Origin of the sequence: Cupriavidus pauculus (assembly GCF_002858765.1) — a bacterium.
In the GTDB taxonomy this organism is placed as follows: domain Bacteria; phylum Pseudomonadota; class Gammaproteobacteria; order Burkholderiales; family Burkholderiaceae; genus Cupriavidus; species Cupriavidus pauculus_B.
In genome coordinates this window covers 1,013,107-1,030,922 of the sequence record NZ_PJRP01000001.1, presented here as the reverse complement: position 1 = coordinate 1,030,922, position 17,816 = coordinate 1,013,107, and the positions used below count along the sequence as shown (strand labels likewise).

The 17,816-nt window shown below is 64.0% G+C and carries 17 protein-coding genes; 1 reads left to right on the top strand and 16 read right to left on the bottom strand.

The annotated features are described in order from the left end of the window. Nucleotides 1-48: 48 nt before the first annotated feature. The 12 genes from CYJ10_RS04665 to cmk all read right to left on the bottom strand — a co-directional run bounded on the left by CYJ10_RS04665 (nucleotide 49) and on the right by cmk (nucleotide 12,727). Nucleotides 49-1,292, bottom strand: a protein-coding gene (locus tag CYJ10_RS04665) for an IS3 family transposase (RefSeq protein ID WP_219621416.1) whose coding sequence is annotated in 2 segments (ribosomal slippage) — nucleotides 49-936 and nucleotides 939-1,292 — 1,242 coding nt in all. Because the reading frame shifts where the segments join, the coding sequence is not laid out codon by codon here. 131 nt (nucleotides 1,293-1,423) lie between these two features. Next, nucleotides 1,424-2,326 (bottom strand): cysteine synthase CysM, encoded by a 903-nt coding sequence (gene cysM, locus CYJ10_RS04660; protein ID WP_101680339.1) that lies wholly within the window; start codon nucleotides 2,324-2,326, stop codon nucleotides 1,424-1,426. Nucleotides 2,327-2,423: 97 nt separating this feature from the next. Beyond that, complete coding sequence (locus CYJ10_RS04655) at nucleotides 2,424-3,749, bottom strand: solute carrier family 23 protein (protein ID WP_101680338.1); 1,326 nt, start codon at nucleotides 3,747-3,749, stop codon at nucleotides 2,424-2,426. Between the two features lie 85 nt (nucleotides 3,750-3,834). Further along, on the bottom strand, nucleotides 3,835-4,317 hold the full coding sequence (locus CYJ10_RS04650) for a ComEA family DNA-binding protein (protein ID WP_101680337.1): 483 nt from the start codon (nucleotides 4,315-4,317) through the stop codon (nucleotides 3,835-3,837). Nucleotides 4,318-4,543: 226 nt separating this feature from the next. Further along, nucleotides 4,544-5,536: an ADP-glyceromanno-heptose 6-epimerase gene (rfaD, locus tag CYJ10_RS04645; protein ID WP_101680336.1), complete on the bottom strand. Its 993-nt coding sequence runs from the start codon at nucleotides 5,534-5,536 to the stop codon at nucleotides 4,544-4,546. Nucleotides 5,537-5,562: 26 nt separating this feature from the next. Further along, nucleotides 5,563-6,504, bottom strand: a complete 942-nt coding sequence (gene rfaE1 / locus CYJ10_RS04640; RefSeq protein WP_101680335.1) for a D-glycero-beta-D-manno-heptose-7-phosphate kinase — start codon at nucleotides 6,502-6,504, stop codon at nucleotides 5,563-5,565. A gap of 76 nt (nucleotides 6,505-6,580) precedes the next feature. Further along, nucleotides 6,581-7,954, bottom strand: a complete 1,374-nt coding sequence (locus CYJ10_RS04635) for a UDP-glucose dehydrogenase family protein (protein ID WP_101680334.1) — start codon at nucleotides 7,952-7,954, stop codon at nucleotides 6,581-6,583. 39 nt (nucleotides 7,955-7,993) lie between these two features. After that, nucleotides 7,994-9,226 (bottom strand): lipopolysaccharide assembly protein LapB, encoded by a 1,233-nt coding sequence (gene lapB / locus CYJ10_RS04630; RefSeq protein WP_101680333.1) that lies wholly within the window; start codon nucleotides 9,224-9,226, stop codon nucleotides 7,994-7,996. A 3-nt stretch (nucleotides 9,227-9,229) separates the two neighbouring features. Then, nucleotides 9,230-9,559, bottom strand: coding sequence for a lipopolysaccharide assembly protein LapA domain-containing protein (locus CYJ10_RS04625; protein ID WP_101680332.1), 330 nt, complete (start codon nucleotides 9,557-9,559; stop codon nucleotides 9,230-9,232). A gap of 226 nt (nucleotides 9,560-9,785) precedes the next feature. Next, on the bottom strand, nucleotides 9,786-10,199 hold the full coding sequence (locus CYJ10_RS04620; protein WP_101680331.1) for an integration host factor subunit beta: 414 nt from the start codon (nucleotides 10,197-10,199) through the stop codon (nucleotides 9,786-9,788). Between the two features lie 30 nt (nucleotides 10,200-10,229). Beyond that, nucleotides 10,230-11,924 (bottom strand): 30S ribosomal protein S1, encoded by a 1,695-nt coding sequence (rpsA, locus tag CYJ10_RS04615; protein WP_101680330.1) that lies wholly within the window; start codon nucleotides 11,922-11,924, stop codon nucleotides 10,230-10,232. Between the two features lie 143 nt (nucleotides 11,925-12,067). Continuing rightward, complete coding sequence (gene cmk / locus CYJ10_RS04610; protein WP_101680329.1) at nucleotides 12,068-12,727, bottom strand: (d)CMP kinase; 660 nt, start codon at nucleotides 12,725-12,727, stop codon at nucleotides 12,068-12,070. Nucleotides 12,728-12,877: 150 nt separating this feature from the next. On the opposite strand from cmk, the gene CYJ10_RS04605 reads away from it, so the two are divergent. Next, nucleotides 12,878-13,114 (top strand): DUF2061 domain-containing protein, encoded by a 237-nt coding sequence (locus CYJ10_RS04605; RefSeq protein ID WP_101680328.1) that lies wholly within the window; start codon nucleotides 12,878-12,880, stop codon nucleotides 13,112-13,114. A 27-nt stretch (nucleotides 13,115-13,141) separates the two neighbouring features. Here the strand turns inward: CYJ10_RS04605 and aroA are convergent, their stop codons facing one another. The 4 genes from aroA to pheA are packed head-to-tail and all read right to left on the bottom strand — an operon-like array spanning nucleotide 13,142 to nucleotide 17,741. Continuing rightward, the gene (gene aroA, locus CYJ10_RS04600; RefSeq protein ID WP_101680327.1) at nucleotides 13,142-14,452 is read right to left on the bottom strand and encodes a 3-phosphoshikimate 1-carboxyvinyltransferase; all 1,311 of its coding nucleotides are present in this window, start codon (nucleotides 14,450-14,452) and stop codon (nucleotides 13,142-13,144) included. A gap of 44 nt (nucleotides 14,453-14,496) precedes the next feature. Further along, nucleotides 14,497-15,396: a prephenate dehydrogenase gene (locus CYJ10_RS04595; protein WP_101680424.1), complete on the bottom strand. Its 900-nt coding sequence runs from the start codon at nucleotides 15,394-15,396 to the stop codon at nucleotides 14,497-14,499. 20 nt (nucleotides 15,397-15,416) lie between these two features. Continuing rightward, nucleotides 15,417-16,577: a histidinol-phosphate transaminase gene (gene hisC / locus CYJ10_RS04590; RefSeq protein ID WP_257993064.1), complete on the bottom strand. Its 1,161-nt coding sequence runs from the start codon at nucleotides 16,575-16,577 to the stop codon at nucleotides 15,417-15,419. A gap of 18 nt (nucleotides 16,578-16,595) precedes the next feature. Next, nucleotides 16,596-17,741, bottom strand: coding sequence for a prephenate dehydratase (gene pheA / locus CYJ10_RS04585; protein ID WP_101680326.1), 1,146 nt, complete (start codon nucleotides 17,739-17,741; stop codon nucleotides 16,596-16,598). Between the last annotated feature and the right edge of the window lie 75 nt (nucleotides 17,742-17,816).

Sequence of the window (17,816 nt, the reverse complement as noted above, 5' to 3'; positions counted from 1 at the left end):
TGTCAAGTCCTGACATAGGTTGACAGCTTTTTTGGCTGCGGCCGGCCCCTATTGGGCCAAGGCAACCGACGCCCGATGGATCTCATCGGGCGTTTTGTATTTCAGGGCCTGATGCGGCCGTTCCCGGTTATAGATCCGGACAGACTCCCTCACCATGCGGGTCGCTTGCTGCAGGTCATTTGGTCGGTTCAGCAGGAATTCGCCCTTGAGAATGCCGTTGATGCGTTCGGCCAAAGCGTTCTGGTAGCAGTCGTAGCCGTCGGTCATCGAGCAGGTCAGGCCATGCCGCTCGTGGATGGCCTGGTAGTAAGTGGAGCAGTATTGAATTCCACGGTCCGAATGGTGTATCAGTGGTTGCCGCGTCTGGCGCGAGCGCAGTGCCATCTTCAGCGCTTGGCTCACCTGCTCGGTCTGCAGGCTGTCATGGACGTGGTAGCCCACGATCTTTCGCGAGTAGGCGTCCGTGACCAGGCTCAGATAGACCGTCTGCCGGGCGGTGGGAAGGTACGTAATGTCGGCAACCCAGACTTGTTCGGCCGCATTGGGCACTACCTTCTGCGGCCCATCCTTGAGCAGGTTCGGGTGGCGCCGGAAGCGGTGATGGCTGTGTGTGGTCTTGTGATAGGCCCGAAGCGGCTTCACCAGCAGCCTGGCCGCACGCAGAACGTCGAACAGCCCGTCACGGCCCACCCGGATATCCGCCTTCTCCAGCGGAGTTCGCAAGACCTGCTGCAGCTTGCGAGTGCCCATGCGTGGCTGGCGCAGCCGCACCTCGGTGACCAAGGCGCAAATACTGGCATCCCGAGCGGTCTGCTTGAGTTCGCTGTGGCGACGCTTGTAGTACGCCTGCCGGCTGATGCCAATGTAACGGCAAGCCCTGCTAACGCTTAGCCCTTGGACGAGCTCTTGCGCGAGGACTTGCCCGAAGGCTTTTTTACCATGCGAACCCCGTGCTCCTTCTGGATCACGTCGATCACCGCTTCGAACAACCGCGCTTTCTCCTGCGCCTCGCGCAACTGGACCTCCAGTTCCTTGATACGCTGCTCCGGCGTGCCCGGCTTGGTCTTGTCTTGATTTTTCATCGTGGCGTACCGGGCGCCCTGTGGCAACGAGCCGCTCCAGTCCTGCAATCCGTACTTGCGCAACCATACCAGCACTGTGGACCGCCCCTGGATTCCGTACTTGTGTTGCGCCTGCTTGTACGTCAGTTCGCCTTTTTCTACTGCCTCCACCACCGCCAGCTTAAAAGCCAGCGTGTAGTCACGTTGGGTTCGCTTCCGATCCGCCTCCAAGGCACTCTCCTCATCACTGCAAGAAAAGTGTCAACCTTATTCAGGACGAGTCACGCCCATGAAAAAAGCCCCGCGGCGATGCCGGCGGGGCTTTTTCTTTGGCAGCGAGCGCCTGCGAGTCGGGTCCCGAGTCAGGCCGGGAAGACGCCCGTCGACAGATAGCGGTCACCACGGTCGCACACCACGAAGACGATCGTCGCATTTTCCACTTCCTCGGCGATGCGCAGCGCCACGCACAGCGCGCCAGCGGCCGAGATACCGCAGAAGATGCCTTCCTCGCGCGCCATGCGACGTGCCATGTGCTCGGCATCGGCCTGGGTGACAGGCTCCTGGCGGTCAATGAACTTCGGATCGTAGATCTTCGGCAGGTAGGCTTCTGGCCACTTGCGGATGCCCGGAATACGCGAGCCTTCGGCCGGCTGGGCGCCGATGATCTGGATGGCGGCGCTCTTTTCCTTCAGGAAGCGCGAAACCCCCGTGATGGTGCCGGTAGTACCCATCGCCGAGACAAAGTGGGTAATACGGCCTTCGGTGTCGCGCCAGAGCTCCGGACCCGTGGTCTCGTAGTGCGCCAGCGGATTGTCCGGGTTGGCGAACTGATCCAGGATCACGCCCTTGCCTTCACGCTCCATGGCTTCGGCCAGGTCGCGCGCATACTCCATGCCGCCCTTGACCGGCGTCAGGACGATTTCCGCGCCATAGGCCGCCATGCTCTGGCGACGCTCCAGGCTCAGGTCCTCGGGCATGATCAGCACCATGCGATAGCCGCGAATGGCGGCCGCCATGGCCAGCGCGATGCCAGTGTTGCCCGACGTGGCTTCGATCAACGTGTCGCCGGGCTTGATGCGGCCGCGCTCTTCTGCACGGCGGATCATCGACAGCGCGGGGCGGTCCTTGACCGAGCCCGCCGGGTTGTTACCCTCGAGCTTGCCAAGGATCACGTTGCCGCGCGCTTCGATGGCAGCGCCGGGAATGCGCTGCAGTCGTACCAGCGGCGTGTTGCCGATGGTGTCTTCAATCGTTTTGTAGGCCATGGTGCGGGGTGGGTCCGTATTCGTGGGCCATTGTAATGCACCAAACTTACCCGCACCGGCGGCCGGGCCATTCCACCCGCCGCCGGTGCGTGTCCGTTCAGTGCGTCAGGCCCTGGTCTTCCGGATGACGGCTGCCCAGCAGGTGGTACAGCAGGATAGCGCCAAACGTGGCAGTCCCGATGCCCCCCAACGCCATGCCGCCGAACTTCAGCGTCAGATCGCCGGCGGCCACGGTCAGCGTGGCCCCCACCGTGATCAGGTTGCGCGAGCTGGAGAAATCCACATTGTTCTGCACCCAGATGCGACCCGCCGTGGCCGAAATCAGGCCGAACACGACGATGGTCAGCCCCCCAATGACCGGACCAGGAATCGTCAGGATCAGCGCGCCGAACTTGGGCGAGAAACCGAGCAGGATCGCCACCGCCGCGGCCACTACAAAAATCAGCGTCGAATAGATGCGGGTGACCGCCATCACGCCCATGTTCTCGGCGTACGTGGTCACGCCCGTGCCGCCGCCAGACGCCGACAGCATCGTGGCCACGCCATCGCCGATGAATGCCCGACCGATGTACGGGTCAAGATTACGGCCCGTCATCACGCCGATGGCCTTGATATGGCCCAGGTTCTCGGCCACCAGCACGATGGCCACCGGGGCGATCAGCAGCATGGCATTGGCCTCGAAGACCGGCGTGGTGAACGCCGGCATGCCGAACCAGCTGGCTGCCACGACGCCGGAGAAATCGATGGCCTTGCCCATGCCCATCAGGTTGGTGGCCACAAAATACGCCAGGTAGCCCAGCAGACCACCGAGCAGCACCGGCAGGCGCCCGAGCATGCCCGGTGCGCGCACCGCGATCAGGCCCACGGCCAGCACCGTCAGCAGGCCCACCCAGGTATCGAGCGCCGCGCCACTGACCGCCTTGACGGCCACCGGCGCCAGGTTCAGGCCGATGGCCGCGACGATGGCACCCGTTACAACTGGCGGCATCAGCTTTTCCACCCAGGCGTAGCCAACCGCCTGCACGATCAGTCCGATGACCGTGTACACGGCGCCGGCGGCGATGATGCCCCCCAGCGCCACCGGAATATTCGTATTCGGACCGCTGCCGCTGTAGCCCGTGGCCGCGATCACGACCGCGATGAAGGCGAAGCTCGAACCCAGGTAGCTGGGCACGCGGCCGCGCACGCACAGAAAGAACAACAGGGTGCCGATGCCCGAGAACAGGATCGCGATATTGGGAGGAAAGCCCATCAGGATCGGCGCGATGGCCGTCGAGCCGAACATCGCCACCACGTGCTGGATGCCCGCCAGCACGGTCTGCCCCGCCGGCAGCCGTTCGTCGGGCGCGATCACGCCCTCGGTCTTGAGCCGCCACCTGGGCAGGAAATTCCCGTCGTCAATGCTGTCCTGGCCATTCGCCATGTTGTTCTCTCCCTGTCAGCGGTACGGCTACGTTGCCGGTTGAATTATTCGTGTGGAAATCCGGGTGCGTGCAGACGCCGAGGCGTCAGCCGCAGCGGCGATGCGCATGATACCCCGCACCCCCGGTGGTGCAAATCGGGGCGGCCTTGGGTGCAGGTTTGGGTGCCGGCTTGCCATCCTTGCGCGCGCCGGCAGCGGTCGCGGCAGGCGGCTTGCCGAACGTCAGGCCGGCTTCCTGGAGGTTGGCCGCCGATTTCGGGCCCACCCCCGGCACACGGTCCGCAAGGTCGGCGGCATCCTTGAATGCCCCGTTCTGTTCGCGTTCCGTCAGGATGCGTTTGGCGGTTGCCGGGCCAATGCCCTTGACCGTGGCCAGCCCCACCTCGTCGGCGCTATTTACGTCGACCTCGGCGTGGGCCGGACTCATGCCAGCCATCGCCAGCGTGAACGCCACGGCCAGGCCGGCCCGCCGCCATGCGCGCAACGCGCTTCGGGATGCGCTGGTCAGAAAGTTGCCGGTGAGGGGCGCCGGCGCGCTCGCCGGACCAGCGTCGTACGTCTTGTGCATCGATGAATCTCCTTTCCTTACGGTTGCTGTCCGCCGCCGGATGGCAACGGAAGCGGTCAGGATAGGAGTCTGAGCAGACGTCAGAAATGGCTGGACACATGAGTTCACAATACCCGCGCGTTTGTGTGTCCAAGCGCGATATTGGTGATGCAATGGCCGGACTTCTACGAATCCGGCCATTGCAAACCGTGGCGCGGGCGCGACACGGCCGTCCTCGGTCAATCGGTTAGTTACGCTCGAGCAGCCACTGGCAGTAGCGGCTCACGCCTTCCTGCACCGTCAGGAACGGCGCCTCGTAGCCGGCCGAACGCAGGCGCGACATGTCGGACTGCGTGAAGCACTGGTATTTGCCACGCAACGCGTCGGGAAACTTGACGTACTCGACCAGCCCTTCCTGCACCATTTCATCCAGCGACAGCGGCGGCTTGTCCTCGGATTCGCGCAAGGCGTTCACCACGGACACCGCAATATCGTTGAACGGCTGCGAGCGGCCCGTGCCCAGGTTGAAGATGCCGGACTTTTCCGGATGGTCCAGGAAGTACAGATTGACCTTGACCACATCTTCCACCGACACGAAGTCGCGGCTTTGCGTGCCCGGCGCGTAGCCGTTGTACTCGCCAAACAGCTTGACGGTGCCTTCGGCACGAAACTGGTTGAAATGGTGGAACGCCACCGAAGCCATGCGTCCCTTGTGGAATTCGCGCGGACCGTAGATGTTGAAGTACCGGAAGCCAACGATCTGCGAATGCGCGGACGGCAGCCGGCGGCGCACCACCTGGTCGAACAGGAATTTGGAATAGCCGTAGACGTTCAACGGCTTTTCGCATTCGCGATCTTCGCGGAACGTCGTCGAAGCGCCATATGTGGCAGCCGACGACGCGTAGAGGAACTGGGTGCCCTGCTCCAGGCAGGCTTCCATCAGCGCCAGCGTGTAGCGGTAGTTGTTCTCCATCATGTAGCGGCCGTCCGTCTCCATGGTGTCGGAGCAGGCGCCTTCATGGAACACCGCGCGCACATTGCCGAAGTCGCCACGCTTGAAGCGTTCGACGAACTCGGCCTTGTCCAGGTAGTCGGCAATCTCGCAGTCCACGAGATTGTTGAATTTCTCGGCACGCGTCAGGTTGTCGACCGCGACGATATGGGTCTCGCCGCGCTCGTTCAGGCCCTTGACAAGGTTGCTGCCGATAAAGCCGGCAGCGCCGGTCACAATGATGGTCATGGCGAATTCACGCTAGCCGGCGCCCCTCAGGCGCCGAACAATTCGGGATAAGTGACAACGGCGGTACCCAGCTTGCCGACGACGATGCTGCCGGCGCGGTTGGCATGCTGCACGGCTTCCTTGAGCGGCACACCGGCGCCGAGCATGGTGGCCAACGTGGCGATCACCGTGTCGCCGGCCCCCGATACATCATAGACTTCGCGCGCCTGGGCCGAGACATGCAGCACTTCGGCTTCGGTGTAGAGCGTCATGCCCTCTTCCGAACGCGTCAGCAGCAAGGCTTCCAACTGCAGCTCGCGGCGCAGGTTCTGCGCACGGATCGTCAGGTCGGCCTCGGTCTTCCAGGCGCCCACCACGGCCCGCATCTCGGCGCGGTTCGGCGTGATCAGCGTGGCGCCGCGGTAGCGGGAATAGTCGTCGCCCTTGGGGTCGACCAGCACGGTGCGGCCGGCCGCGCGGCCCGCCTCGACCATGCGACCGACATGGGTCAGGCCGCCCTTGCCGTAATCCGACAGCACCAGCACCTGGTAGTCGCTGATCAGGGTCTGGAAGCGATCGTGTACCGAAGCCAGCACTTCGTTGGCCGGCGCGTTCTCGAAATCCACCCGCAACAGCTGCTGCTGGTGCGCCACCACGCGCAACTTGATCGTGGTGTTCAGGTTGGCGTCGCGATGCAGATACGGCTGAACCTGGCTCTCGTTGAGCAGCGCCTCGAGCGTGCGGCCGGGCTCGTCATCACCCACCACGCCCAGCATGCCCACCCGGGCCCCCAGCGCGGCCGCATTGCGCGCCACGTTGGCGGCGCCGCCCAGGCGCTCGTCGCTTCGCTTGATCTGCACCACGGGCACGGGCGCTTCCGGCGAGATGCGCTCCACGTCGCCGAACCAGTAGCGGTCCAGCATCATGTCGCCCACCACCAGTACCTGCGACTGGCGGATCTGGTCCTGCGGAATCGTGTTCTTGCTCATGAACTTCCCTTTGCGACCCTGCCGCGCCGTGCCGTGACGGCGGGGCGGGTCGGTCTGGATACGCTATTGAAACGAATCAGTGCGCCACCGTGGAGCGCCCGATCGCGTGATATTCGATGCCGGCCTGGGCCATGGCATCGGGTTCATAGAGATTGCGGCCGTCGATGATGACCGGTGTCTTGAGCAACGCTCGGATTTGCGAAAAATCGGGGCTGCGGAATACCTTCCACTCCGTCACGATCACCAGCGCATCGGCGTCCTTCAGCACGTCCATCTGGGCATCGCAGAACTGCACGCGGTCCAAGCCGCCGACAATATCGGCCAGGTCGGTTTCCAGCACGCGGCGTGCCTCGTGCATCGCCACGGGGTCATGTACGCGCAGCGATGCGCCACGCGACACCAGCTCGCGGGCCAGCACCCGGGCCGGCGCTTCGCGCATGTCGTCGGTATTCGGCTTGAACGCCAGGCCCCAGATGCCGAAGGTCTTGCCGGTCAGGTCTTCGCCAAAGCGCTTGACCACCTTGCCGCCCAGCACCTGTTTCTGTGCATCGTTGACGGACTCCACGGCCTCCAGCACGCGCATCGGCTTGCCATAGGCGCTGGCCGTGCGCATCAGCGCCTGCACGTCCTTGGGAAAGCAGGAGCCGCCGTAGCCCGCGCCCGCATACAGGAAGCTGTAGCCGATACGGGGATCGGAGCCGATGCCCATCCGCACCAGCTCGATGTCGGCGCCCACTTCGTCGGCCAGGTTGGCCAGTTCGTTCATGAACGAGATACGCGTGGCCAGCATCGAGTTGGCCGCGTACTTCGTGAACTCGGCCGACCGCACGTCCATGTAGAACGTGCGCTCGTGGTTGCGGTTGAACGGCGAATACAGCTGACGCATGATGGCCTGCGCGTGACGGCCGGCCACGTCGGGCGCGCAGCCCAGCACGATGCGGTCCGGACGCATGAAGTCTTCCACGGCCGCGCCTTCCTTCAGGAACTCGGGATTGGACACCACCGAGAACTGCAGGTCTTCGAGCCCGCGCGCCGCCAGTTCCTCGCGGATCGCGGCGGCCACGCGGTCGCCGGTGCCTACCGGCACGGTGGACTTGTCCACGACGACCTTGAAGCCGGTCATGTGGCGGCCGATATTGCGCGCGGCGGCCAGCACGTACTGCAGGTCGGCCGAGCCGTCCTCGTCGGGCGGCGTGCCCACGGCGATGAACTGCACGTCGGCATGTTCGACGCTAGCCGCCACATCGGTAGAAAACGTCAGCCGGCCGGCCGCGCGATTGCGGTCGATCAGTTCCTTCAGGCCCGGTTCGTAGATGGGCACGCCACCAGCATTCAGCAGCGCGATCTTCTTCTCGTCGACATCGAGGCAGAACACGGAATTGCCGAGTTCTGCCAGACAGGCACCGGTCACGAGGCCAACATAGCCGCTGCCAATAATCGTAACTTTCATTGCGGAAGCTCCAGGGAATTCAGGTTCGCTTGAGAGGTATTAGCCAAGCGCTTCGGAGCGGCGCGGCGCATAGGTTTCCCAGCGGTTGCAGCCGGGGCACTGCCAGTAGAACAGCCGGGCGCGGAAGCCGCATTCGCGGCAGGTATAGCGCGCCAGGTTACGGGTGCGAAGCTGCAGCAGATCGCGGATCGCCGCGGTTTCCTTCGTCTGGTCGTCCGGCTCGGCAGTCGCGACATCGGCATCGGCCGGGGCTTCGCCATTGGCGCCGGCCGTCTGCAGCGCCTGGCTTTCAGCCGCCTGCGCCTCGAAGTATCGGGTCAGCGCAAGTAGCGTCGGCTGGCGGCGCAACTGTTCGCGCATCAGCGCAGTCGCGGCCACAGGGCCGTTGGCTTCGAGTTCGGTGCGATAGGCGGTATCGAGCAGCTCCGGAGCCAGCTTGGTCGTGAGCAGTTCGCGCAGCCACTGCAGGGCCTTGCCCTGCTCGCCCAGTGTCGCGTAGGCCTTGACCACGCGGTCGGCCACCAGCGGCAGATAGGCTGCGTCCTGGCTCTCGATGCCAAGCCAGTGCTGCAGCGCGCCAGTCTGGTCGCCGGCCGCAGCGGCCACGTCGCCCAGCAGGATCGGTGCACGCACGCTGGCCGGGTTTTCCTCGCGGGCACGACGCAGCCACTCGACAGCTTCGTCCGGCTTCTTCTTTTGCAACGCATCCTGCGCCAGTTCACAGCAGAACTGGGCAATCTGCACGCGGTAGTCCTTCTGGTCGAGCGTCTGCAGCTCCCGCGCGGCGTCGATGGCTTTCGACCACTCCTTCTCGACTTCGTACAGTTCCAGCAGCACGCGCTTCGCGGAAGCCGCATAGGGGCCGGACATCAGCCGACGCAGCGATTCCTCCGCGCGGTCCAGCAGGCCGGCGCGCAGGAAATCCTGCCCCAGTTCGTAGAGTGCGTGCTCACGTTCGGACTCGGGAAGGTCTGGACGGGTAGCCAGGTTCTGGTGCACGCGGATGGCGCGTTCGGTTTCGCCACGGCGGCGGAACAGCGCGCCCAGCGCAAAGTGCAGCTCGGTGGTCTCGGGATCGAGACGCGCCACTTCGACAAAGGCATCGATGGCCTTGTCAGGCTGCTCGTTAAGCAGGAAATTGAGGCCCTTGAAATACGAACGCGGCAACGCGCCCTGTTCGCTCATCAGCTGGCGCAGATCGAAGCGCGCAGCCATCCAGCCAAGGCCAAATACAAGCGGCAGCGCCAGCAGCCACCAGGTTTCAAACATCATGGGTCAGACTTTCGGACCGACTACGTTATAAGGTACGCCCGGCTTGGCCTCGGGCGGCACGGCATCCACCACCACCGTCGTGGCAGCACGTGCCGCACCCAAGGCACGACGCAGGCGCGCGGCTTCCATGCGCTGACGCATCAGCCCCGGCGCCACGGCAGCCAGGGCGGCCACGATGCCCAGCCCGAACGCGGCCAGCAGGATCAGGATCAGCGGGGCATGCCATACCGCGCCGAAGAACAGCTGCAGGTCGGCATCGCCGGTATTGCGCAGTGCCAGCACGAACAGCAGCACGAACAGGACGATACGGAAGATCCAGGTGATGAGTTTCATGCGGTGAATGCCATCGGAACATGAGTGCACAACCGGTCACGCAACAGCGTTAGGGCGCACCCGGCCAAGGATTCCCGGCATTGTAGCGGAATCACTTCTCGCAGACGGTAACGATTGGTCGCCTGGCGGTCTGCCCGCAGTTGCCGGCGGCCATTGTCCGCGCTCAAACAAAAAGCGCTCCCGGAGGAGCGCTTTTCAACAGACTTGCCAATATGGCGAGCATGCATCAGGAACGGACCAGATTAAGCTGGTTGTCCTCGTGCAGACCTGCCGAAGCCGGCTGCGACGGGGCCAGCGACTGCCCTGCCTTGCCGTGCGACGCCTGACCGTTCACGGTCGCGACGCCAGCCTGCGGCGTAACAGGGCGGTCTACCCGCTCCCGCAACTCCTTGCCCGCCTTGAAGTGCGGCACCCGCTTTTCGGGCACCAGCACGCGTTCGCCGGACTTGGGGTTGCGGCCCACGCGAGGCGGCCGCCGGTTCAGACCAAAGCTGCCGAAGCCACGGATCTCGATGCGATGGCCATCGGCCAGGGCTTCGGACATCGCGTCGAGAATCGTTTTTACCGAGATGTCCGCATCCCGCAGCAACAACTGCGGAAAACGGGCAGCCAGTTTTTCGACGAGCTCGGACTTGGTCATGGGCGGTCTCGCTTCGCGCGGCGCTCTAAATTACTGGTTGTCCTGGCCCAGCTTGGCCTTCAGCAGCGCACCCAGGTTGGTCGTGCCAGCCGTGCCGGTGTCAGCCTGGAACTTCTGCATCGCTTCTTGCTGCTCTGCGCTGTCCTTGGCCTTGATCGACAGGTTGATGTTGCGCGACTTGCGGTCGACGTTCACCACCAGGGCGGTGATTTGCTCGCCTTCCTTCAGCACGTTGCGGGCGTCTTCCACGCGGTCAGCGGAGATTTCCGATGCACGCAGGTAGCCTTCCACGTCGTCAGCCAGTTGCACCACGGCGCCCTTGGCATCAACAGCCTTGATCGTGCCGTTGACGAGCGAACCCTTGTCGTTGGCCGAGATGAAGTTGTTGAACGGATCGCCCGACAGCTGCTTGATACCCAGCGAGATGCGTTCCTTGTCGACGTCGATGCCCAGAACGACAGCTTCCACTTCGTCGCCCTTCTTGTACTTGCGCACGGCTTCTTCGCCCGTCTCTTGCCACGACAGGTCCGACAGGTGAACCAGGCCGTCGATGCCGCCAGGCAGACCGATGAACACGCCGAAGTCGGTGATCGACTTGATCTGGCCCGTCAGCTTGTCGCCCTTCTTCTGGTTGCGGCTGAAATCGTCCCACGGATTGGCCTTGCACTGCTTCATACCCAGGCTGATACGACGCTTGTCTTCGTCGATATCCAGAACCATGACTTCCACTTCGTCGCCCAGCTGGACAACCTTCGACGGCGCCACGTTCTTGTTGGTCCAGTCCATTTCGGACACGTGGACCAGGCCTTCGATACCGGCTTCGATTTCCACGAATGCGCCGTAGTCGGTCAGGTTGGTCACCTTGCCGAACAGACGGGTGCCTTGCGGGTAGCGACGCGAGATGCCCACCCACGGATCTTCGCCCAGTTGCTTCACGCCCAGCGAGACGCGGTTCTTTTCCTGGTCGAACTTGAGGATCTTGGCGGTGATTTCCTGGCCAACCGACAGCACTTCGCTCGGGTGACGCACACGACGCCATGCCAGGTCGGTGATGTGCAGCAGGCCGTCGATACCACCCAGGTCCACGAACGCGCCGTAGTCGGTGATGTTCTTGACGATACCGTTGACGATCGCGCCTTCCTTCAGCGTTTCCATCAGCTTCTGACGCTCTTCGCCCAGCGTGGCTTCCACCACGGCGCGACGCGACAGCACGACGTTGTTACGCTTGCGGTCGAGCTTGATGACCTTGAATTCCAGGGTCTTGCCTTCGTACGGCGTGGTGTCCTTGATCGGACGCACGTCGACGAGCGAACCGGGCAGGAAGGCACGGATGCCGTTGACCATGACGGTCAGGCCGCCCTTGACCTTGCCGGTCACGGTACCCGAGATGATTTCGCCGTCTTCCAGCGCCTTCTCGAGGTTCAGCCACGATGCCAAGCGCTTGGCCTTGTCGCGGGAGAGGATGGTGTCGCCATAGCCGTTCTCGAGCGCGTCGATGGCCACGGACACGTAGTCGCCGGCCTGCACTTCGAGTTCGCCCTGGTCGTTCAGGAACTCCTCCACCGGCACAAACGCCTCGGACTTCAGGCCGGCGTTGACGACCACGAAGTTGTGGTCGATGCGCACGACTTCAGCGGAAATCACTTCGCCAGCCTTCATATTGGAGCGGGCGATCGATTCCTCGAACAGTGCGGCAAAGGATTCGTTGGTTTGCAGGTCGGACATAAACGTAAAGTAGCTATCCGCAGTACGCTGGCCGGCACGAGTATCGTGCACAGTCTGCCTCACGCAGCGGGGTCAGGTTGAACAACCTGTACCGGACGGGTTGGATTCCGATACAGGTCCGGTTCGGCGCCTCATGGTTTTACTCACCGCACCGCGGCGAACCACTCCAGCACCTGCGCCACCGCCTCGTCCACCGTCATTTCAGAGGTGTCCAGGCGTTGCGCGTCTTCCGCGGGACGCAACGGTGCGGCGGCACGGGAACGGTCCCGCGCGTCGCGCGCCTCGAGGTCACGCAAAAGGTCTTCGATATTAGCAGAAATTCCCTTATCAATCAATTGTTTATAGCGCCTGCGGGCGCGCGCCTCGACACTCGCGGTCAGGAACACCTTGAGGCGGGCGTCTGGAAAGATCACCGTGCCCATGTCGCGGCCGTCCGCCACCAGGCCAGGCAGCTTGCGAAAGCCGCGCTGAAGTGCCGTCAGCGCATCACGCACAGGCTGATGAACAGCCAGCGCCGACGCCCGATTACCAATCGCCTCCTGGCGAATCAGCTGGCTGACTTCCTCGCCCTCCAGCCAGACGCGGTCCGGGCCGAACTTGACATCGAGGCGCAGGGCGATCTTTGCAAGGGTATCGACGTCGCCGACGTCCACGTCGACACGGTCGCTGGCCAGCGCCACCAGCCGATACAGCGCACCGCTGTCCAGCAGATGGAAGCTCAGGGCATCTGCCACCTTGTGAGCCACCGTTCCCTTGCCGGAAGCGGTTGGCCCATCTATGGTGATGACATCAATGATAGTCATTCTTAATTGATTAGCTTGAAACTATTGATTTCCGACTTTAATTGAGGGTCGTTATCATTTGATCCATGGTTGCGCGGCTGCAGCGTTCGCGCTCCCCACAAAAGGCGCTGCGCGACCATCCCGACATTTTTCGACGTGAGGCAATTCACCATGGCCAAAACCCTGACCTTCGGCATCATGCACCTGGGCATCGCATTCAGCGTGACCTACGCGCTGACCGGCAGCCTGGCCATCAGCGGTGCCATCACATTCATCGAACCGGCCGTCAACACGGTGGCTCACTATTTCTTCGACAAGTACTGGGAGCGCCGTGATCGTCGTGAACATCTCGCAAGGGCCGAAGCCCGGCCCGAGGCGTCGGCGACATCGAGCCTGGCCGCCGCCTGAAAACTGCTATTGAACCGGAGCGACCGCTTACCGCGCCACCCCGGCAAACACCGAGAAATACTCCGGGAACGTCTTCGCCACGCAGCCCGGATCGTTGATCCGCACCGGCAGCGGCCCGAAAGCGGCCAACGAGAAACACATGGCCATCCGGTGATCATCATAGGTGCCAATGCCGTCTGCCGGGGTCTGCCAGGCATCAGATGCCGGCGGCATCACCTTCAAATAGTCCGCCCCCTCTTCCACCGTGGCGCCAAGCTTGCGCAGCTCCGTCGCCATCGCAGCAATACGATCCGTCTCCTTGACGCGCCAGCTGGCGATATTGGTCAGCGTAGTCGTGCCTTCCGCGAACAGCGCCGCCACGGCCAACGTCATCGCGGCATCGGGAATGTGGTTGCAGTCAAGTTCGATACCGTTGAGCCGGCCATCGTCGCGCTCGGTGCCGCGCACTTCGATCCAGTTGTCGCCGGCCATCACGTTGGCGCCCATCCGGTTCAGCGCATCGGCAAACCGCACATCGCCCTGGATGCTGGACAGCCCCACGCCCTCCACCCGCACCGGGCCGCCACCAATGGCGCCGGCGGCCAGGAAATACGTGGCGTTAGAGGCATCGCCTTCCACATAGATCTCGCCCGGCGAGCGGTACTGCGCGCCGGCCGGCAGGATAAAGCGTTCCCACCCCTGGCGCTCGACCACGATGCCGAAGCGTTCCAGCAGGTTCAGCGTGATCTCGATATAGGGCTTCGAGATCAGCTCGCCCACCACTTCGATCTCGATCCTGCCCGACCGCGCCGACGCCATCGGCAGCGTCATCAGCAGCGCCGTGAGGAACTGGCTCGACACATCGCCGCGCACACGGATCGGCGCGTCGATACGAATCTGCGCCGGCTTGATCTGCAGCGGCGGATAGCCGGGCGTGCCCAGATATTCGACGGCGGCGCCAACCTGCAGCAGGCCATCCACCAGATCGCCGATCGGCCGCTCATGCATGCGCGGCACGCCGCTGATCTTATAAGTACCACCCTGCAGCGCCAGCGCCGCCGTCAGCGGGCGAATCGCCGTACCGGCGTTGCCCATGAACAGGTCGGCCGACTTGTTCGGAAAATTGCCACCCACGCCGGTGACGATGCAGTCGCCGCCTTCACGGCGCCACGACACGCCCAGCGCCTTCAGCGCTTCGAGCATGACTTGGGTATCGTCGGAATCGAGCAAATCGCGCACGCGCGTCTCGCCCGTTGCCAGCGCGGCGAGCAACAGCACGCGGTTGGAGATGCTCTTCGAGCCAGGCAGGCGCACGGTGCCCGATGCGCGGGTCAGAGGGCCGAGGGTCAGATGTTCCATGGTCTTTGCAACGTGGCGCGGCGCCCGGGGAAGGCGCCACCGCTTCAGGGTTCTACGTTATGGGTGGCGGCACGTGCCGCGCCCCACTTCAGGCGAGTCTCACTGGCGCGCGCGAAGATCCGCTCCAGCGCGGCACCGTCTCCGGCCTTGATCTGCGCCTTCAGATGACCGAGCACGGCTTCGTACGTGCTGATCTCGCGCAACAACGCCTCTTTGTTGGCGACGCAGATGTCGCGCCACATCTCGGGCGACGACGCGGCGATGCGCGTGAAGTCGCGGAAACCGCCACCCGCGAAATCGAGCTTCAGCGCCGCATCCTCGGCGTTGGCCACCTGCGCCACCAGCGCGTACGACAGCACGTGCGGCAGATGGCTGACCGATGCGAACACGGCGTCATGCTGCACGGCCGACATCACGTGGACTTCGGCACCCGTCGACTCCCACATGGCGCGCACCGCCGCCACATCGGCGCGGCTGTTTTCCTGCAACGGGCACATCACCACCTTCTTGCCCAGGTACAGGTCGTTCAGCGCGGCTTCCACACCATGGAGCTCACGGCCGGCGATCGGATGGGCCGGCACAAACTGCGCCGCCTTGTCACCGAGCGCCGTCTTGGCGGCCATGATCACGTCGGACTTGGTGCTGCCCGCATCCGTCACGATGGTGCCGGGCTGCAGATGCGGCTCCAGGGCATGGAGCAGCGCAAAGTTCTGCGCCACCGGCGCGCACAGTACGATCAGGCTGGCACCGCGTGCGGCTTCGGCCAACGATTCGGCGGCCTCGTCGATGACGCCCAACGTCTTCGCCTTTTCCAGCGACGCCGCCGACCGGCCAACCCCCACCACGGTGCCGACCACGCCGGCACGCTTGAGCGACAACGCCAGCGATCCGCCAATCAGGCCGACGCCGACAATCACAACACGGGAAAAATGCAGAGCGCTCACGGCTTCAGATCGATTCGGGTTCACTTCAATGCCTGCTCAAGCGCCGCGATGCAGGCGGCATTCTCGTCAGGAAGACCAATCGTGATACGCAGCCACTGCGGCAGACCGTAGTTCGCCACCGGGCGCACGATCACACCCTGCTTCAGCATGGCCAGGTTCACACGGGCGCCGGCACCGTCGTCCGTGCCCACGCGGACCATGACGAAGTTGCCCGACGACCTCACGTACTCCAGGCCCATGCGGTCGAAGGCGGCCACCAGTTGCGCCTTGCCGGCACGATTGAGTTCGGCGCTGCGCTGCAGGAAAGCCGCGTCGCCCAGCGCCGCCACGGCCGCAGCCTGCGCCAGGCTGTTGACGTTGAACGGCTGCCGCACGCGATTCAGCAGGTCGGTCAGCGGCGGCTGCGCCACGCCATAGCCGACACGCAGCCCCGCCAGGCCGTAGGCCTTCGAGAACGTACGCGAAACCATCAGGTTCGGATACTTGCGCACCCAGGCGATGGATTCGTACTGCTGGTCGGCATCGAGGTATTCGTTGTACGCCTCGTCCAGCACCACCACCACGTGTGGAGGCACCTTGGCCAGGAACGCTTCGATCTCGGCGGCCGAAATATACGTGCCAGTCGGGTTGTTCGGATTGGCGATGAAAACGAGCTTCGTGTCCGCTGCAATCGCAGCGGCCATCGCATCGAGATCATGGCCGTACTGGCGCGACTTCACCTCGATGGCGCGCGCACCCACTTCCTGCGTGGCCAGCGCGTAGACCGCGAACGAGTACTCGGCATAGACGATCGACTCGCCGGCGCGCACCAGAGCATGCGCGGCCAACTCCAGGATGTCGTTGCTGCCGTTGCCCAGTGTCAGCCACTCGGCCGGGACATCGAACTTTTCCGAAAGCTTCGCCTTCAACTCGAAGCCGTTGCTGTCCGGGTAGCGCCCCAGGTCTTCGGTGGCCGCCGCAATGGCTGCCTTGGCCGATGCCGGCATGCCGAGCGGGTTTTCGTTCGAGGCCAGCTTGACGATACGTGCCTCGTCAAGCCCGAACTCGCGCGCCACTTCCGAAATTGGCTTTCCTGCGATGTACGGCGAGATCTTGCGGACGTAAGTCGGACCAAAGTAATCCGCGACATTCGCGGCCACACTCGCCACCCCGCTCGCTGCCCCGCTTTCCTGCTGTGCCATGCGTGTCTCCTGCCTGCGTTATTTGCTCGACGGGTAGGACCCGAGCACCTTCAGGTACGCGGCGTTGGCGCGCAGCGACTGGATCGCGCGTGCCACGGCCGGATCGTGCTGATGGCCTTCCACATCGACATAGAAGTAGTACTCCCACGCGCCGCTGCGGGCGGGCCGCGACTCGAAGCGGCACATCGACACGCCGTTGTCCGCCAGCGGCGCCAGCAACTGGTACACCGCGCCGGCCTTGTTCGGCACCGACAGGATCATCGACGTCTGGTCGCTGCCCGACGGCTCGGTCTCGTAGCGCCCGATCACGGCAAAGCGCGTGCGGTTGTGCGGATCGTCCTGGATATGGGACCGCACGATATGCAGGTGATAGCGGTTGGCAGCCGTTTCGCCGGCAATCGCCGCCACCGTCGGATCCTCGCTGGCCATGCGTGCCGCTTCGGCATTGCTCGAAACGGCCTGGCGTTCCAGGTGAGGATAGTTGGCGGTCAGCCAGTGCTGGCACTGCGCCAGCGCCTGCGCGTGCGCGCGCACCACGGTCACGCCCTTCATGTCGGGCGACGACGCCATCAGGTTGTGATGTACCTTCAACGCAATCTCGCCGCTGATCTTCAGAGACGTCTGCAGGAACAGGTCCAGCGTGCGCGACACCGCGCCCTCGGTCGAATTCTCGACCGGCACCACGCCGTACTCCACCGTCCCGGATTCCACCGACCGGAACACCTCGTCGATGCTCGGGCACGGCACACCCGTGACTTCGTGGCCGAAGTGCGCGTACAGCGCCTGCTCGGAGAACGTACCGGCCGGCCCGAGGAAGGCGATCTCGAGCGGCTTTTCCAGCCCGCGACAGGCGGACATCACCTCGCGCCAGATGGACGCCACGCTTTCGCCAAGCAGTGGCCCCGGATTGGCGCCCTGCACCTTGCGGATCACCTGCAGTTCGCGCTCGGGGCGGAACACCGGCGCGCCGTACTTCTTCTTGACCTCGCCCACGTCGAGCGCCAGTTGCGCGCGACGATTCAGCAGGGACAGCAGTTCGCGGTCGACGGCATCGATCTGGTCGCGCAGCGGCGCCAGGTCGGCGGACAGCGCCTGCTCCTGGGGGCCTGGTGCGGCATTGTCGTTGCCGGAGGCTGCCACCCCCGGCTTGTCTTGCTGTGTCATAGGCCTGTGGGCCACGCATCGCGCGGCCGCGGAAAGTCTGGGCTGATGCCGGACCCTCGCGCTGCAAGGGCCGCG

Coding starts and splice junctions, on each gene's coding strand:
- hisC (WP_257993064.1), bottom strand. CDS start 16,577: ATGGCACAGCAGGAAAGCGGGGCAGCGAGCGGGGTGGCGAGTGTGGCC.
- aroA (WP_101680327.1), bottom strand. CDS start 14,452: ATGGAACATCTGACCCTCGGCCCTCTGACCCGCGCATCGGGCACCGTG.
- CYJ10_RS04655 (WP_101680338.1), bottom strand. CDS start 3,749: ATGGCGAATGGCCAGGACAGCATTGACGACGGGAATTTCCTGCCCAGG.
- rfaD (WP_101680336.1), bottom strand. CDS start 5,536: ATGACCATCATTGTGACCGGCGCTGCCGGCTTTATCGGCAGCAACCTT.
- CYJ10_RS04620 (WP_101680331.1), bottom strand. CDS start 10,199: ATGACCAAGTCCGAGCTCGTCGAAAAACTGGCTGCCCGTTTTCCGCAG.
- lapB (WP_101680333.1), bottom strand. CDS start 9,226: ATGATGTTTGAAACCTGGTGGCTGCTGGCGCTGCCGCTTGTATTTGGC.
- rpsA (WP_101680330.1), bottom strand. CDS start 11,924: ATGTCCGACCTGCAAACCAACGAATCCTTTGCCGCACTGTTCGAGGAA.
- CYJ10_RS04635 (WP_101680334.1), bottom strand. CDS start 7,954: ATGAAAGTTACGATTATTGGCAGCGGCTATGTTGGCCTCGTGACCGGT.
- rfaE1 (WP_101680335.1), bottom strand. CDS start 6,504: ATGAGCAAGAACACGATTCCGCAGGACCAGATCCGCCAGTCGCAGGTA.
- CYJ10_RS04650 (WP_101680337.1), bottom strand. CDS start 4,317: ATGCACAAGACGTACGACGCTGGTCCGGCGAGCGCGCCGGCGCCCCTC.
- pheA (WP_101680326.1), bottom strand. CDS start 17,741: ATGACACAGCAAGACAAGCCGGGGGTGGCAGCCTCCGGCAACGACAAT.
- cysM (WP_101680339.1), bottom strand. CDS start 2,326: ATGGCCTACAAAACGATTGAAGACACCATCGGCAACACGCCGCTGGTA.
- CYJ10_RS04625 (WP_101680332.1), bottom strand. CDS start 9,559: ATGAAACTCATCACCTGGATCTTCCGTATCGTCCTGTTCGTGCTGCTG.
- CYJ10_RS04605 (WP_101680328.1), top strand. CDS start 12,878: ATGGCCAAAACCCTGACCTTCGGCATCATGCACCTGGGCATCGCATTC.
- cmk (WP_101680329.1), bottom strand. CDS start 12,727: ATGACTATCATTGATGTCATCACCATAGATGGGCCAACCGCTTCCGGC.